Annotated in this window: 13 protein-coding genes and 1 tRNA gene; 9 read left to right on the top strand and 5 right to left on the bottom strand. The window is 62.1% G+C overall.

Features of this window, described 5'->3' with window-relative positions:
• The first annotated feature begins 15 nt into the window (after positions 1 to 15).
• Genes ACKFRT_RS05295 through ACKFRT_RS05280 form a run of 4 tightly spaced genes read left to right on the top strand, consistent with a single transcriptional unit; the run spans position 16 to position 3303 of the window.
• Entirely contained in the window at positions 16 to 744 is a 729-nt protein-coding gene (locus ACKFRT_RS05295; protein WP_408926064.1) for an amino acid ABC transporter ATP-binding protein, read from the top strand.
• Between the two features lie 20 nt (positions 745 to 764).
• Entirely contained in the window at positions 765 to 1661 is an 897-nt protein-coding gene (locus tag ACKFRT_RS05290) for a glutamate ABC transporter substrate-binding protein (RefSeq protein WP_408926019.1), read from the top strand.
• Between the two features lie 17 nt (positions 1662 to 1678).
• Positions 1679 to 2365: an amino acid ABC transporter permease gene (locus ACKFRT_RS05285; protein WP_293791814.1), complete on the top strand. Its 687-nt coding sequence runs from the start codon at positions 1679 to 1681 to the stop codon at positions 2363 to 2365.
• Positions 2365 to 3303, top strand: coding sequence for an amino acid ABC transporter permease (locus ACKFRT_RS05280; RefSeq protein WP_408926018.1), 939 nt, complete (start codon positions 2365 to 2367; stop codon positions 3301 to 3303). Before ACKFRT_RS05285 ends, ACKFRT_RS05280 begins: the two co-directional genes overlap by 1 nt.
• A 66-nt stretch (positions 3304 to 3369) precedes the next feature.
• Here the strand turns inward: ACKFRT_RS05280 and ACKFRT_RS05275 are convergent, their stop codons facing one another.
• Complete coding sequence (locus tag ACKFRT_RS05275) at positions 3370 to 4230, bottom strand: serine hydrolase domain-containing protein (protein WP_408926017.1); 861 nt, start codon at positions 4228 to 4230, stop codon at positions 3370 to 3372.
• Entirely contained in the window at positions 4227 to 4574 is a 348-nt protein-coding gene (locus tag ACKFRT_RS05270; RefSeq protein ID WP_408926016.1) for an acyl carrier protein, read from the bottom strand. Before ACKFRT_RS05270 ends, ACKFRT_RS05275 begins: the two co-directional genes overlap by 4 nt.
• Positions 4575 to 4735: 161 nt before the next feature.
• Between ACKFRT_RS05270 and ACKFRT_RS05265 the strand changes: the two genes are divergently transcribed.
• Positions 4736 to 5749 carry an alpha/beta fold hydrolase gene (locus ACKFRT_RS05265; protein WP_408926015.1) on the top strand — a complete coding sequence of 338 codons (1014 nt, stop codon included), beginning with the start codon at positions 4736 to 4738 and terminating at the stop codon, positions 5747 to 5749.
• On the opposite strand, the gene aceE is transcribed toward ACKFRT_RS05265, so the two are convergent.
• On the bottom strand, positions 5746 to 8502 hold the full coding sequence (aceE, locus tag ACKFRT_RS05260) for a pyruvate dehydrogenase (acetyl-transferring), homodimeric type (RefSeq protein WP_408926014.1): 2757 nt from the start codon (positions 8500 to 8502) through the stop codon (positions 5746 to 5748). The two genes, ACKFRT_RS05265 and aceE, sit on opposite strands and share 4 nt — an antisense overlap.
• Before the next feature lie 255 nt (positions 8503 to 8757).
• On the opposite strand from aceE, the gene ACKFRT_RS05255 reads away from it, so the two are divergent.
• The 3 genes from ACKFRT_RS05255 to ACKFRT_RS05245 all read left to right on the top strand — a co-directional run bounded on the left by ACKFRT_RS05255 (position 8758) and on the right by ACKFRT_RS05245 (position 10949).
• Positions 8758 to 9237 (top strand): DUF3052 domain-containing protein, encoded by a 480-nt coding sequence (locus ACKFRT_RS05255; protein ID WP_408926063.1) that lies wholly within the window; start codon positions 8758 to 8760, stop codon positions 9235 to 9237.
• Between the two features lie 218 nt (positions 9238 to 9455).
• Positions 9456 to 9531, top strand: a tRNA-Val gene (locus tag ACKFRT_RS05250).
• A gap of 176 nt (positions 9532 to 9707) precedes the next feature.
• Entirely contained in the window at positions 9708 to 10949 is a 1242-nt protein-coding gene (locus tag ACKFRT_RS05245; RefSeq protein WP_408926013.1) for an SURF1 family protein, read from the top strand.
• 752 nt (positions 10950 to 11701) lie between these two features.
• On the opposite strand, the gene ACKFRT_RS05240 is transcribed toward ACKFRT_RS05245, so the two are convergent.
• A complete protein-coding gene (locus tag ACKFRT_RS05240; RefSeq protein ID WP_408926012.1) occupies positions 11702 to 12211 on the bottom strand; it encodes a low molecular weight protein-tyrosine-phosphatase in 510 nt (169 codons plus the stop codon).
• 129 nt (positions 12212 to 12340) lie between these two features.
• Positions 12341 to 13057 carry an HAD hydrolase-like protein gene (locus ACKFRT_RS05235; protein ID WP_408926011.1) on the bottom strand — a complete coding sequence of 239 codons (717 nt, stop codon included), beginning with the start codon at positions 13055 to 13057 and terminating at the stop codon, positions 12341 to 12343.
• Between the two features lie 66 nt (positions 13058 to 13123).
• Here ACKFRT_RS05235 and ACKFRT_RS05230 point away from each other — a divergent pair, with 66 nt between their 5' ends.
• On the top strand, positions 13124 to 14356 hold the full coding sequence (locus ACKFRT_RS05230) for a Nif3-like dinuclear metal center hexameric protein (RefSeq protein ID WP_408926010.1): 1233 nt from the start codon (positions 13124 to 13126) through the stop codon (positions 14354 to 14356).
• Positions 14357 to 14384: the final 28 nt, after the last annotated feature.

Here is a 14384-nt window from a genome sequence, read left to right as displayed (position 1 = left end):
ACTGTTTCTAAGCCAATGATTGAGCTCAAAGGAGTGAACAAGCACTTCGGTGAGTACCACGCCCTTCGAGACATCAACCTCGAAGTACCGGCAGGTCAGGTCGTCGTCATCCTCGGCCCCTCCGGATCCGGTAAGTCCACGCTGTGCCGCACCATCAACCGTCTTGAAACCATCGATAAGGGCGAAATCCGCATCGACGGCGACCTGCTGCCAGAAGAGGGCAAGGAACTTGCCAAACTGCGCGCAGAAGTTGGCATGGTGTTCCAGCAGTTCAACCTATTCAGCCACATGACCATTCGCGATAACGTCACGCTGGCTCCCACCAAGGTCCGCAAGGTCAGCAAGGAAGAGGCACGCAAAACCGCCGAGAAGCTGTTGGATCGCGTGGGCATCGCAGCCCAGGCCGACAAGTACCCGGCCCAGCTCTCTGGCGGCCAGCAGCAGCGCGTGGCCATCGCCCGCGCCCTGGCCATGGATCCGAAGGTGATGCTCTTCGACGAGCCGACCTCCGCACTGGATCCAGAGATGATCAACGAGGTCCTGGACGTCATGACCGACCTGGCTCAGGGCGGCATGACTATGGTGGTCGTCACCCACGAGATGAGCTTCGCGCGCCGCGTGGCCGACCGCATCCTGTTCATGGCCGAGGGCGCCGTCGTCGAGGACACCGACCCGGAGACTTTCTTCACGAACCCGCAATCCGATCGCGCCAAGGACTTCCTGGCGAAAATCGTAGGCCACTAGTTCGGGAAGCGAGTTTGCACATGTCTACCTTCACAAGCGCACTCAAGCGCCTCACGGCTGCAGTGGTTGCCACCGCAAGCGTGGTGGCGCTGACCGCGTGCGGCTCTGGCGGTGCCCGCGACTTGCTGGCGGATATTGAATCCGGCCACGTCGTAATGGGCACCAAGTACGACCAACCGAACCTGGGTGAGCGCACCCCGGACAAGCAGTTCGCCGGGCTGGATACCGACGTATCCCGCTACGTGGTGGAATACATCGCAAAGAAGCACGGCTGGGCAGTGCCAGAAATCAAGTGGCGCGAAACTCCATCCGCGCAGCGCGAGACCCTCATCAACAACGGTGAGGTCAACATGATCACCGCCACGTACTCCATCAACAAAGGTCGCCTGAAGGCCGTGGACTTCGCGGGGCCGTACCTGGTCACCCACCAGGCGCTGCTGGTCCGCGAAGATTCCGGCATCAAGGGACTGAACGACATCGCGCCGGGCACCCGCCTGTGCTCCGTATCCGGCTCCACCCCGGCACAGAAGGTGAAGGACGCACTGCCAGAAGTGCAGCTGCAGGAGTTCGACACCTACGCCGCGTGTGCAGAGGGCCTGAAGCAGGGCGTGGTGGATGCAACCACGACGGACGCGACCATTCTGGCTGGCTTCGCACAGCGCTACAAGGATCGTTTCGGCGAAGAGTACAGCGTCATCCAGCTCAAGAAGGACGACGGCAGCTACTGGACCAACGAGCGCTACGGCATCGGCCTGCCCAAGGGCGATGATGAAGCCAAGGCTGAGGTCAACGAAGCGCTGAACGAAATGCACGATTCCGGCGAGTTCCAAAAGATCGTCGCCAAGAACCTGGGCGACAACGTGGATCTCGGCGAAAAGCCGGAGATCGGCGACCTGTCGTTCGTCGATAAGAAGTAGGGAAGGAGGAACGCACTATGAATCCCGAACTATGGTCCGAGATGAAGCCCGAACTGCTACCGGCATTCTGGGTAACCATCAAGTTGACGTTCTTCTCTGCGGTGGGATCAATGATCTTCGGAATCATCCTGACCGCAATGCGCGTGAGCCCCGTGGCCATTCTGCGCAACCTGTCCGCGTGGTACATCAACATCGTTCGCAATACCCCGCTGACCTTGATCATTTTGCTGGCCTCCATGGGCCTGTACTACAACCTCGGCCTGCTGCTGGCGGTGGAGAACGATTCCTTCATCGAAAAGCAGAACTTCCGGCTGGCGGTTCTGGCCTTCGTGGCCTACACCTCCTGCTTCGTCGCCGAGTCACTACGCTCCGGCATCAATACCGTGCCCTTCGGCCAGGCCGAAGCCGCCCGTTCCCTGGGCCTTAGCTTTGGCCAGAACTTCCGCCACGTGATCTTCCCGCAGGCTCTGCGCGGCGCGATCGTGCCGCTGGGCAACACTCTGATCGCGTTGACGAAGAACACCACCATCGCATCCGTGATTGGTGTGGCCGAAGCCTCCCTGTTGATGAAGACCCTGACGGAGGACTACGCCAGCGACATCCTGGTGATCTTCGGAGTCATCGCAATCGGGTTTATTATCTTGACGCTCCCTACCGGTTTGTTCTTCGGTTGGGCAGGTAAGCGATGGGCGGTGAAGCGCTAATGTCTGTACGCGCAACTGTTTTGTATGACGCCCCAGGCCCCAAAGGCCGCAGGCTCAACTCAATCCTGACCGTGGTCACGGTCGTAGTAGTCGCGGCGATCCTGGTTCTAGTTGGCTTGAAGCTCAACGAGAAAGGCCAGTTCGAATCCGCAAAGTGGTCCTTCTTCCTGGAAGGATCAACCTGGACGACGTACATCATCCCCGGCTTGATCTCCACCATCGGTGCGGCCGTGGCCTCCATCGTTCTAGCTATGGTTATCGGCGCTCTGCTGGGCGTGGGGCGCCTATCCATGGCTGCTCCGGTCCGCTGGATCTGCGGCATCATCGTGGAATTCTTCCGCTCCATCCCGGTGCTGGTGCTGATGCTTTTCGCCTACGCCGTATTCTCCCTGCTGCAGCTGGTGCCTTCTAACTGGCTAGGCTTCACGGCAGTGGTGTTCGGCCTGACGATGTACAACGGCTCCGTGATCGCCGAGACCCTGCGCTCGGGTATCGAATCGCTACCGCGCGGCCAGCGCGAAGCCGCTATCGCTTTGGGCTTGAGCCACCGCCAGTCCATCTTCCTGATCCTGTTGCCGCAGGCGGTGGCAGCTATGTTGCCTGCGATCATCTCCCAGATGGTCATTGCACTAAAGGACTCCGCGCTGGGTTACATGATCGGCTTCGTGGAGGTTGTCCGCTCTGGCCGCCAGCTGGGCGAGTACTACGGTGCGATGATCCCGGCACTAATTCTGATTGCGGTAATCATGATCCTGATCAACATGGGTCTGGCGAAGCTGGCCGAGCGTATCGAATCGCAGCTACGCTCTGGCCGTGCACGCCGCAATATCGTGGCCAAGGTGCCGCACCAGAAGGAGCAGGGTATCGAGACGAAGGACAATGCCTACGTGGACTGGCATGCAGAGGGCCACAAGGACCTGCGTACCACCTTCGAATAAACCTCAGCCGGAATCCCCCCCAGCCGGCATAACCCCCGGCCGGCTCAGCCTCTGGCCCTCGCCGGCCTAACCCATGGCCTCCCACAGGCGCTGGTTGAAACCATCCCAGCGCTGCTTGGCCCAGTCGCCGAAGTCCTCATCCGTGAGGACGACGGCGGCTTTCTTTGTTTCCGGGTGGAACCACAAGAATGTTCCCGACTGTCCGAAGTGCCCCGCTACCGTCGCAGGCATCTTTTCGCCCAACCAGTGCGGCGACTTTTCACCGTGCAGTTCAAAGCCCAGTCCCCACGGGCAGGGCTTCTGCATTCCATAGCCGGGGACCACTCCGGAAAGCTCCGGCCACTGCGGTTCCAGCGCCTCGCGCAGGGTGGTGGGAGCCAGCACTGTGGGCGTCAAGAATTCCGAACACAGCGCCGAAAGGGCGCCAACCGAAGCGGAAAAACCGTGCCCCGCGCTGCCCTCGACCGTGACCTCGATCCCCAACGGTGCGCACACGCCTTCGGCCACGTAGTCCGCGAAAGGCATGTCGGCTTCCGCGGCGATGAAGTCCGCCAGCACCTCGTAGCCCGCCGAAGAGTAGATCCTCCGAGCACCGCGTGGCTTTTCTGGGGAGCGGCCGCGGAAACCAATGCCACTCGTGTGCGCCAACAATTCGCGCACCGTCGGCAGGTCGTCGAACTCGGGCAGCAACTCCGCCGGGACCTGCTGATCCAGCTCGAAGGCGCCTTCCTCCACGGCCAAGAGGGCGGCATAGGCGGTGATCAGCTTGCTTACGCTGGCCAGAGGAAACTGCACTGCCGTATCGCCATAGGTCGCCGTAGTGCCCTCCCACAGCGCCGCCGCGGCTACGTTGTCTGCGGGCCATTCCTGCAGCTCGCCGAGAATGTTCTCTACAGCGCTGGCCGTGCCAGCCGCCTCCACACTCACTTATCCACCAAGCCAACCAGCTCGTCGATGGTCTTCACTCGGTTGATGTCCTCGTCCGGCACCTCCACACCGAACTCCTCTTCCAAGCGCACGGCAATATCCATCAGGGAGAGCGAGTCGATGTTCAGGTCATCGCCCAAGCGTTTCGAGCCTTCCAACTCGTCGCGCTCGATGCCCGTCGCGTCTTCCACGATGTTCAGCACGGTTCCGCGCTTATCTGCTTTATCGGCCTTGCCTGCAGAGTTAGCCTTGCTGTCAGCCTTATTGCCTGCCTCGGCGGTGGCACTGTCCTTCTCCAGCTTCTTCGACAGCGCCGCCGCCAGCTGGTTGTTTTCCTCAGCCATCTTCGTTCCTCCTCCTGCAACTAACGCGACCCGCGCGCCGCGCACTAAGCTACAAAATCTAAAGCAACCCATAGTTCGCTATAGCTCGCTTCAGCTCGACCAAGCCGTGCGTGCTTTGGCGTTTGTACACTCATCCTAACAATCTTGCGGAGGTCCTTCCCATGCGTCTTACCACCGCCGTCCGCAACCTCGCCAGCATTGTGCTGCGCGACCCGCCCGCCGTCCCCGGACTGCCACGCGCCCGGTGGATCCACCGCCTCGCCATGGACGACGGCGCCAAGGTCGCGGTTCACGAGGTGCGTTCTTACTCTTTTTCTGTTGAGAGCGCCCCCTCGTCCGCACCCACCACCCTCATCCTCGTACACGGCTTCAACCTGACGGCCGCCTCCTGGTTCTTCCAACTGGCCGCGGTGCGCGAGCAACCGAACCTCCGCATCTTGCTGCCGGATCTGCGTGGACACGGCGCCAGCGAAACGACACCTGGGCCGAATGGGCCGCAGCCCATGCCGGGCTTGGACATTGAACGCACCGCCATCGACTTAGCCGAAACCATCCGCACGCTTGCGCCCATGGGCAGGCTGATCCTGGCTGGCCACTCGATGGGCGCGATGACCGTCCTGGGCGTATTGCGCCACCTAAGTAAGGAAGACCGAAAGCGGATCGGTGGCATCGCACTGGTCAACGGCGCGATCGATACCTTCGCCTCTAAGGGCGTATCGCAGATTCTGCACTCCCACCTGGTGCGCGCGGTTCGCTGGCTGGGAGCGCAGAGCCCCACCCAATTGGCATGGGCAAAAAGCCTGGTGGAGTGGGCCATCAAGCCCGTGATCGCCGCCTTCATCTACCACGGTGCGCTGGACGAGGGAGAGTCCGATGACTTCGACGTGCTGACGTTCCACGCCAACGAGATCGCCAACACCCCCATGCCCACCCTGCTGGGCTACCTGGACGACCTGACGGACCACGACGAGCACGCCGCCGCCAAGCTGCTTGCCGACATCCCCGGGGAAATTCTGGTCGGCGCGATGGATGATGTCACCCCGCCCAGCCAGAGCCGACGCATTCACGAGCTGTGGCCCCGCGCCGACCTGCACGAGTACCCGGAATCCGGGCACATGCTCCCCGTCGAGCGCCCGGAGGATGTCAACCGGGCGCTACTAAACCTGCTGGGCTAGTTGGTAGCGGTCGGGTCGTCGATCTGGAAACGCTCGGCCGCCTCCGCAGCCAAAGAGCGATCGATCTTGCCCTCGCGCGCCAGCCCCAGCAGCACGCCCACCACGATGGACTCCGCATCCACGTTGAAGTACCGGCGCGCGGCCTCGCGGGTATCCGCAAAACCAAAGCCATCGGCGCCCAGCACCACGAACTCGCCCGGCACCCACTTGCGCACCTGCTCGGCCACGGTGGTGGCATAGTCGCTGACGGCCACGAACGGACCCTCGGCGGCCTCTAGCTGCTGAGTGATAAACGCCGTGCGCGGCTCTGCCGACGGATCGCGCAGCTGCTCCAACTCCACGGCCTGGCCATCGCGGGCCAGCTCATTCCAGCTGGTCACAGAGAACACGTTCGCGTCTACGTTGAACTCCTGCAGCAGTTCCTTCGCCTTCAACGCTGCCGTCATGGCCACGCCAGAAGCCAGAATATTGGCCTGCAGCTCCGCTGAATCCGAGGCGGCGTCATAAAGGTAAATACCCTTGTGCAGCCCCTCCACATCGAGGTCGTCTGGCTCCGCCGGCTGGTGGATCGGCTCATTGTAGGCGGTGAGGTAGTAGATCACGTCCTCGCCGCGGCCATCGTTGCTGTTCTCGCCGTACATGCGCTCGATGCCACGGTGCACGATGTGGGCGATCTCGTAGGCAAACGCAGGGTCGTAGGTCACTACTGCGGGGTTTGTGGACGCCAACACGGGGGAGTTGCCGTCCATATGCTGCAAGCCCTCGCCTGTCAGTGTGGTGCGGCCTGCGGTGGCGCCGATCAGGAATCCGCGAGACATCTGGTCTCCCGCGGCCCAGATTTCATCGCCGACGCGCTGGAAGCCGAACATGGAGTAGAAGATGTACAGCGGGATCATGACCTCGCCGTGCGTGGCGTAGCTGGTGCCCGCGGCAATGAAGGAGGCCAGAGAACCGGCCTCCGAGATGCCCTCGTGCAGGATGTGGCCGTCGGTGGCCTCGCGGTAGGAAAGCATCAGGTCGTGGTCCACCGGCGTGTAGTTCTGGCCGTGCGGGTTGTAGATCTTCAACGTCGGGAACCAGGAATCCATGCCGAAGGTACGCGCCTCATCCGGCACGATCGGCACGATGCGCTTCTTCAGCTCATCGTCGCGCATAAGATCCTTAAACACGCGAACCAGCGCCATCGTGGTGGCAACATCCTGCTTGCCGGAACCCTTGCGAGCCAGCTTGGCGATGGATAGATCCGGCATCTTCAGCGGGGTGAACTTTTCGCGGCGCTCCGGCAGGAAGCCACCGAGTTCCTTGCGGCGGTTCACCATGTACTTGATCTCCTCGGCATCCGGGCCGGGGTGGAAGTACGGCGGCAGGTACGGGTCCTTCTCCAGCTCCTCGTCGGAGATTGGGATGTCCTGCTTATCGCGGAAGAGCTTCAGATCCTCCAGCGTGAGCTTCTTCATCTGGTGGGTAGCATTGCGGCCCTCGAAGTTGTGGCCCAGGCCGTAGCCCTTAATGGTGTGCGCCAGGATGACGGTCGGCTGGTCCTTGGTCTCCAGGGCACGCTTGTAGGCGGCATAGATCTTGCGGTAGTCGTGGCCGCCGCGGCGCAGGTGCCAGATCTCCTCGTCCGTCATGTTCTCCACCAGCTTGGCGGTGCGCGGGTCCTTGTTAAAGAAGTACTCGCGGACGTAGGCGCCGTCGTTGGCCTTAAACGTCTGGAAGTCGCCATCCGGGGTGGTGTTCATGGCGTGAACCAGGGCGCCATCTTCGTCGCGGGCGAACAGATCGTCCCACTCGCGGCCCCAGACGACCTTGATGACGTTCCAGCCCGCGCCGCGGAAGAAGCTTTCTAGTTCCTGAATGATCTTCGTGTTACCGCGCACCGGGCCGTCCAGGCGCTGCAGGTTGCAGTTGATGACGAAGGTCAGGTTATCCAGGTTGTTCAGCGCAGCCATCTGGATCAGGCCGCGGGATTCCGGCTCGTCCATTTCGCCATCGCCGAGGAACGCCCAGACGTGCTGGTCGGACGTGTCCTTGATGCCGCGGTCGTGCAGGTAGCGGTTGAAGCGCGCCTGGTAGATGGCATCCATGGGGCCCAGACCCATGGAGACGGTCGGGAATTCCCAGAACTCCGGCATACCGTGCGGGTGCGGGTAGGAAGGCAGACCGTGGCCCGGCTTGGAGGCCTCCTGGCGGAAGGCATCCAAGTCTTCCTCGCTAAGGCGACCCTCCAGGAAGGCGCGGGCGTACATGCCGGGGGAGGAGTGACCCTGGAAGAAAATCTGATCGCCGCCGCCCGGGTGATCCTTGCCGCGGAAGAAGTGATTCAGGCCGACCTCGTACAGCGGGGCTGCGCCGGCGTAGGTGGAGATGTGGCCACCCACCCCAATGCCGGGGCGCTGGGCGCGGTGCACCATGATGGCGGCGTTCCAGCGGATCCAGCGGCGGTAGCGCTTCTCGATCTCCTCATCGCCGGGGAATTCCGGCTCCTGGGTGGTGGGGATGGTGTTCACGTAGTCGGTGGACAGCAACGGCGGGAGGGGGACGCGCTTGGCAGTGGCACGCTCCAGCAGGCGCAGCATCAGGTAGCGGCCGCGATCCGGGCCTGCGGATTCCAGCAGCCCGTCGAGGGAATCCATCCACTCTTGGGTTTCCTCCGGGTCGGAATCGGCCAGGTAAGAGGCCACTCCGTCTCGAATCAAAGCAAAGTTGCTGGCATCGTATGCGCTGTTGTTTTCTTCTGCCGAAGCGGACACTGGTTCGTCCTCCTAAAATCCACGGGTTTCGGGGTGCTTTGAGGGTAAGCCCCATGTGGTTCCCACACTACGTCAAACTCGTGTTAGAAAACCGTCGCTGATGGCCTGATTGTGTTAGGTTCAAAAATGCAGACTTTTAACCACACCAGCTGCGATAACTTCAGGGGCATGTAGCGGCCGTATAGAACGGGCGCGAGGCACCGGTGGTTGTGCGACGGGCTGGTTTTCTTAGAAAGGTACGAAATAACAGTGGCAATGGCCCCCGGTTCGGCTCCGAGCTCTACAGGCTCCGCTGGCGGTGCACAAGGCAATGGCGCACAGGGTGCGCAGTCGCAGGATGGACACGACTGGGCAGACCTGCTCAATGTCGAGTCCGACCACCTGATCCAGGAGATCGGCTGGGACGAAGACTGCGACAATAGCATCAGCGAAGCCCTGGAAGACGCTATCGGCGATGCCCTGTTGGATATCGACACTGACGAGGTCGTCGATGTTGTGCTTCTGTGGTGGCGCGACGAGGACGGCGACCTGGTCGACGGTCTGGTCGACGCGACCCGCAGCCTGGGGGACGACGGCCGCATCTGGCTGCTGACCCCCGCCAAGGCCGGCGCTGGCCGCGTGGAACCGGGCGTGATCGCCGAGTCCGCCCAGCTGGCGGGCCTGGTGCAGACCAAGTCGGAGCGCCTGGGCGACTGGCAGGGCGCCTGCCTGGTCTCCTCCGGCACCAAGCGCTAGCCGCACGCTGGCACGCGGCGCTGCTTGCTTAGCGGCGCCGCTTGCCGCACACCCGGTGCTCGTTGCATAGCGGTGCTGGTTGCTCCGCACCGCGCTGGTTGCTCCGCACCGCGCTTGACCTGTGGTTTCGTTGTTTGCGGGTGGACGTGCTAGAGTCATTAACGCTTCAAGCGAACACGCAGTTTCGATTCACTCGAGGCAGCAGGCAGAAGCAGTACGCGCCTTTAGCTCAGCTGGAAGAGCAGCTGGTTTACACCCAGCAGGTCGGCGGTTCGAACCCGTCAGGGCGCACCAAAAATTTTTTACAGCTCCGTGGCCACCTTGAACTGGCCGCGGGGTTGTTGCATTCCCGGCTCCGCTCGGCTCCCCTCCGCTCCGCTCGGCTCTCCTCCGCTTCGCTCGGCTCCGCACCGCTCGACTCCGCTCTGCCTATTTGGCCGCCCCCACAAGCCGAGGCAATAATGGAGCCCATGACATCCACGAAGCGCAGCGGCTGGCGAAACTTCCTCACACCCGGGTGGGTTATCACGGCCATCCTGGTCCTCGCCTTTACCTACGCTGCATTCAGCTTCCTGGCCCCTTGGCAGCTTGGAAAGAACAAGGATAAGAACGCCTTTAACCAGCGCCTCGAACAATCCCTGCAAGTAGACCCCGTTCCGATCACCGATGTGATTCCGGGCGACGGGGGATCAGTGGGCGTCCAAAAAGAATGGACCAGGGTCGCACTACAGGGCCAATTCCTGCCAGACAAAGAGGTGCTGCTGCGCAACCGCCCGGTCGAATCGGCTCATTCTTATCAATCGCTGACGCCCTTTCGTCTCGACAGTGGCCAGACCGTATTGGTGCATCGCGGGTGGGTTGCCGTGGAGGGGGACGGGGCTGCGCCGAAGTTGAAGGATGCGCCACGCGGCGACGTGAAGGTGACCGGCTTTATCCGGATGAGCGAGGCCGTGCCGAATGCTGAGCCGACGGAATCTCAGGGATACACGCAGGTCACGGGAATGTCGACGGAGCAGATCTCCGAGGTGACGGGCGAAGATCTGGCGGCCGACTATGTGCAGTTGGATTCGGAAAGCGTGGATCGGCTGAACGGCATGGCCGGTGGTGGCAGTGCTGGTGGCAGTGCTGGTGCTGGTGGAAACGCTGGAGGTAGCGCTGATGGTGCTGGTGGCGCTGGTGCCAGCGGTGATACCGGCAGTGCTGGTGATGGCGATGCGCCGGATCTGCGAGCGCTACCCCTGCCACACCTGGATGGCGGCACGAACCTGTCCTACGGAATTCAATGGATTGCGTTCGGCATTTTGGCGCCGGTGGGCTTGGGCTGGTTTGTGTATGCGGAGATGCGCGAGCGCCGGCGTGAGCGCGAGGAAAGCGCCGAGATTGCCCGCCTAAACGCCCAGTTCACCGATGGTGCCGGTAGCCGAGATCCTGGTGCTGGTGATGGTGATGGTGCTGGTGGCGGAGCCGGTGATGCTGATGCTGGCGCCGGAGCTGACGGTTCATCGTCTAGCGCGGGTTCCGATGCAGCCGCCGGTGATGGTGCTGGCGACGCTACCGCTAAGCCCAAGTCGACCGACTCTGAAAAGTTGAAGCCCAGCAACACCGAGAAGCCGAAGCCTCGGAAGCGTTCCGACCTCGCCGACCGCTATGGAGGCACTCGCTCCCGCTTCGAGGAGCGCCGCGCGGAAAAGCGCGGCAAGGAGCGCTTCTAGTTCCCATTAACCTCCTGGCTTTCTAGCTGCATTCGTCCGCCTGAGGTGGCTCAGGATTCCTGTTTTAGCGACATTTGGCTGTCTGAAATAGTTCTGAGGACTCGATCCGTTGACATTTGGCTATGTGAAGTGGTTGAGAATGTCCAACTTGATGGTATTTGGTGGGGCAGGAAGGGTTATGAGGGGGCAGGAAGGGTTAAATGTCGGAAAAGTTGCAAAACGGAAAACCGGCAAGCAGTCAGCACGCGAACAAAACGCTCTGAACTGCATATTTGTAGTATTGAAAATTGTCTGCAATAATGTTTTGCAACTTTTGCGACATTTAGGGGCCGACGGTGGGGATCGGAGGTCTGCAGCCCATGGCGTTGGGCTATGTGGAGTGGTTGAGAATGACCAACCCGATGGCAGTTGGTGGGGCAGGAAGAGTTATGGGGGCAGGAAGGGTTAAATGTCGGAAAAGTTGCAGAACGGAAAACCGGCAAGCAGTCAGCACACGAACAAAACGCCCTGACCTGTATGTTTACAGTATTGAAAATTGTCTGCAATAACGTTTTGCAACTTTTCCGACATTTAGGGGCCAACGGTGGGGGTCGGAGGCCTGTAGCCCTTGGCTTGTGCAACTTTTCCGGCATTTAGGGGCCAACGGTGGGGGTCGGAGGCCTGCAGCCCCTGGCGTTTTGCAGCTTTTCCGACATTCAGGCGGCAGAAGGCACCTAAGCGGCGGAAAGGCACTTAAGCGGCGGAAAGACTCACTACCGCCCCAGCTGCTCCCGCACAAACTCCACAATCCCCGGCACGGAAGCCTCAATCTGCTGCCCTACCTCGGTAAAGTCCGAGCGGTGGCCGTAGTATGGGTCGGCGACTTCGGCACCGGCGGGGGAGTTGGCGTCGAAGCTACGGAACAACCGAATGCGCTCCGGGGCAACACCCGCATTGCGCAACCCGCGCACATGCCCGCTATCCATCGCCAGGAAGAGGTCAGCGCCCATATGCTCCGGCCCGAGCTGTGCCGCGCGGTGCTTCGTACCGTCGTAGCCTAGTGACGCCAACTCGTCCACCGCCCGACCATCAGCACCGTCGCCGATGTGCCAGCCGCCGAGTCCGCAGGAGTTCAGGGTCACCGGCGCATCGCTGGAACCAGGGGTTTCAGCGGCAGAGGAGTGACGGGTGGCGATGCCAGCTTCCTCGAGGCCGGCCCGCAAGATCACCTCGCCCATCGGGGAGCGGCAGATGTTGCCTGTGCATACGACCGTGATGTGCATTGTCTTCCTTGTCTTCTTCTCAGTTGCTTCCAGGCTTTCCCGGCTCTCCCCGGGTCCGACTAGCCTTCGTTGGCCCGGCTCTCCCCGGGTCCGACTAGCCTTCGTTGGCCCGGCTTTTACCGTGCCCGGCTAGCCTTCGTTGGCCCAGCGCTGCACCAGGGCATCCAGTTCCTCGGGCGTGCTCACACTGTAGGCGGCCTTCGCGTGCTCTTCCTCGGAGCCGTAGCCCCAGCTCACCAACACCGTCGGAATACCAGACTGTGCGGCGCCCTCCACGTCGTGAATGCGATCGCCGATTAACAGCATCTTTGTTGGGTCGAGGGCCTGCAGGCCTTCCTCGGCGCTCATGTGTGCCAGCACCTCGCGCACTTCGGGGGCATTCTTCAGCTGCTCCAGCGCGTATTCGATCACGGCGGCCTTGGACCGGCGGGTGCCGTCCTCCTGGGCGGCGCCGAGTACCGCGAAGTACTTCATCATGTCGTGCTCGCGCAGGATCCGCTCCGCCGAGACCTCGGACTTCGACGTTGCAGTGGACAGCACAATGCCCTCGCTGGACCATTTCTCCAGCAGGTCGCGCATGCCTGGGAACGGGGTGGCCTCCTGCCAACGCCCGTTTTCCTGGTCAGCCAGGTAAGTGTCAAAGACCTTCTGCAGCAGTTCGCCTTCCAATCCGATGTCAGCCAAGGTCTCCACCATCGGCGGGCCGGGGATCTGCCGCACGCGCTCCTCGTCAGGCACTGGAACCCCGTGAGCCTCTAGCGCCGCCACGAAGCTAGCGCGGATGCCGGGGTAGCTATCCATCAGCGTTCCGTCTACGTCTACAAGCAGAATTGGTAAATTTCGCACCCCTACAGTCTGTCAGATCTGGCTAGGCTGGGTGGGGCAGCAAAAAGCAGTACCCCAGGAGGATCCGTGCCCGAGCCATCTACCGCCCCCGCCGCCGACACAGGCACCGTGGACACCGACACCCCCGCTCCCGTGGAGACTGACAGCGCCGAAACCCCCGCCGCCGACACAGGCACCACCGTCGCCGACGTGGTCGCCGCGCTAGAGGCCGCCTACCCGCCCCATCTTGCCGAATCCTGGGACGCAGTCGGCCTGATCTGTGGCGACCCCGCCGAGCCCGCCAACAAGGTGGCCTTCGCCCTGGACTGCACCGATACCGTCGTGGATGCCGCCATCGAGCAGGGAGCGCAGATGCTCGTCGTCCACCATCCGCTTTTGCTCCGCGGCGTAACGGCAGTCCCCACCAACTCGCCGAAGGGCCGCATCGTCCACAAGCTTATCCGCCATGGCATAGCCCTGTTTGCCGCGCACACCAACGCGGATTCGGCCCGCCCCGGCGTTAACGATCGCCTCGCAGAGATCCTCGGCATCACCCCAGGTGCACCGTTGCGGCCGATCCCTTCCGGCACCGATAAGTGGGGGTTCACGGTGCCTCTTATAGACGCCCCCGCGGTGAAAACCGCCATCTTTTCCGCAGGCGGCGGCGCACAGGGCGACTATGAGCAGGCTTGCTTTGAGTTCACCGTCACCGGCCAGTTCCTACCTACCGACGGCGCAAACCCGCACCTCGGCACGGTGGGAGAGGTCGAGACGGTGCAGGAGGTCCGCATCGAGTTCGTAGCCCCCGCCGCGCAGCGGGAGGCCATCCGTACTGCCCTGATTAAGGCTCATCCTTACGAGGAACCCGCCTACGACTGCGTGGAAACCTCCCTACCCACGCCCGCCGACCAACAACTAGGTATCGGGCGCGTAGGCGAGCTGGATACCCCCATGACCTTGCGGGAGTTCACCGCTCGGGTGGCCGAGCGTCTGCCCGTCACCGAATGGGGCGTGCGGGCCGCCGGGGATCCGGATGCCATGGTTCGCACCGTCGCCGTCGCCAGTGGCGCCGGCGACAGCTTCCTGGGCCAAGTCGCAAAAATGGACGTGGACTGCTTTGTCACCTCCGACCTGCGCCACCACCCAGTGGACGAGCACCTGCGTATGGGCGGGTGCCCCGTTATCGATACCGCCCACTGGGCCAGCGAGTTTCCGTGGTGCTTCCAAGCGGAGGGCGTCATTAAGAAGGCAACTCAAGCACAGACCACAGTAATCGATGTGCGCACCGACCCGTGGACCGTGCACGAGAAAACGCAATAAACACAAAAAGCTATAAACAGGAGGGCAA

Source organism: Corynebacterium jamesii (assembly GCF_046097395.1).
In the GTDB taxonomy this organism is placed as follows: Bacteria; Actinomycetota; Actinomycetes; order Mycobacteriales; family Mycobacteriaceae; genus Corynebacterium.
This window is presented reverse-complemented; position numbering and strand designations above follow the sequence as displayed.

Coding starts and splice junctions, on each gene's coding strand:
- ACKFRT_RS05295 (WP_408926064.1), top strand. CDS start 16: ATGATTGAGCTCAAAGGAGTGAACAAGCACTTCGGTGAGTACCACGCC.
- ACKFRT_RS05290 (WP_408926019.1), top strand. CDS start 765: ATGTCTACCTTCACAAGCGCACTCAAGCGCCTCACGGCTGCAGTGGTT.
- ACKFRT_RS05285 (WP_293791814.1), top strand. CDS start 1,679: ATGAATCCCGAACTATGGTCCGAGATGAAGCCCGAACTGCTACCGGCA.
- ACKFRT_RS05280 (WP_408926018.1), top strand. CDS start 2,365: ATGTCTGTACGCGCAACTGTTTTGTATGACGCCCCAGGCCCCAAAGGC.
- ACKFRT_RS05270 (WP_408926016.1), bottom strand. CDS start 4,574: ATGGCTGAGGAAAACAACCAGCTGGCGGCGGCGCTGTCGAAGAAGCTG.
- ACKFRT_RS05265 (WP_408926015.1), top strand. CDS start 4,736: ATGCGTCTTACCACCGCCGTCCGCAACCTCGCCAGCATTGTGCTGCGC.
- ACKFRT_RS05255 (WP_408926063.1), top strand. CDS start 8,758: ATGGCCCCCGGTTCGGCTCCGAGCTCTACAGGCTCCGCTGGCGGTGCA.
- ACKFRT_RS05245 (WP_408926013.1), top strand. CDS start 9,708: ATGACATCCACGAAGCGCAGCGGCTGGCGAAACTTCCTCACACCCGGG.
- ACKFRT_RS05240 (WP_408926012.1), bottom strand. CDS start 12,211: ATGCACATCACGGTCGTATGCACAGGCAACATCTGCCGCTCCCCGATG.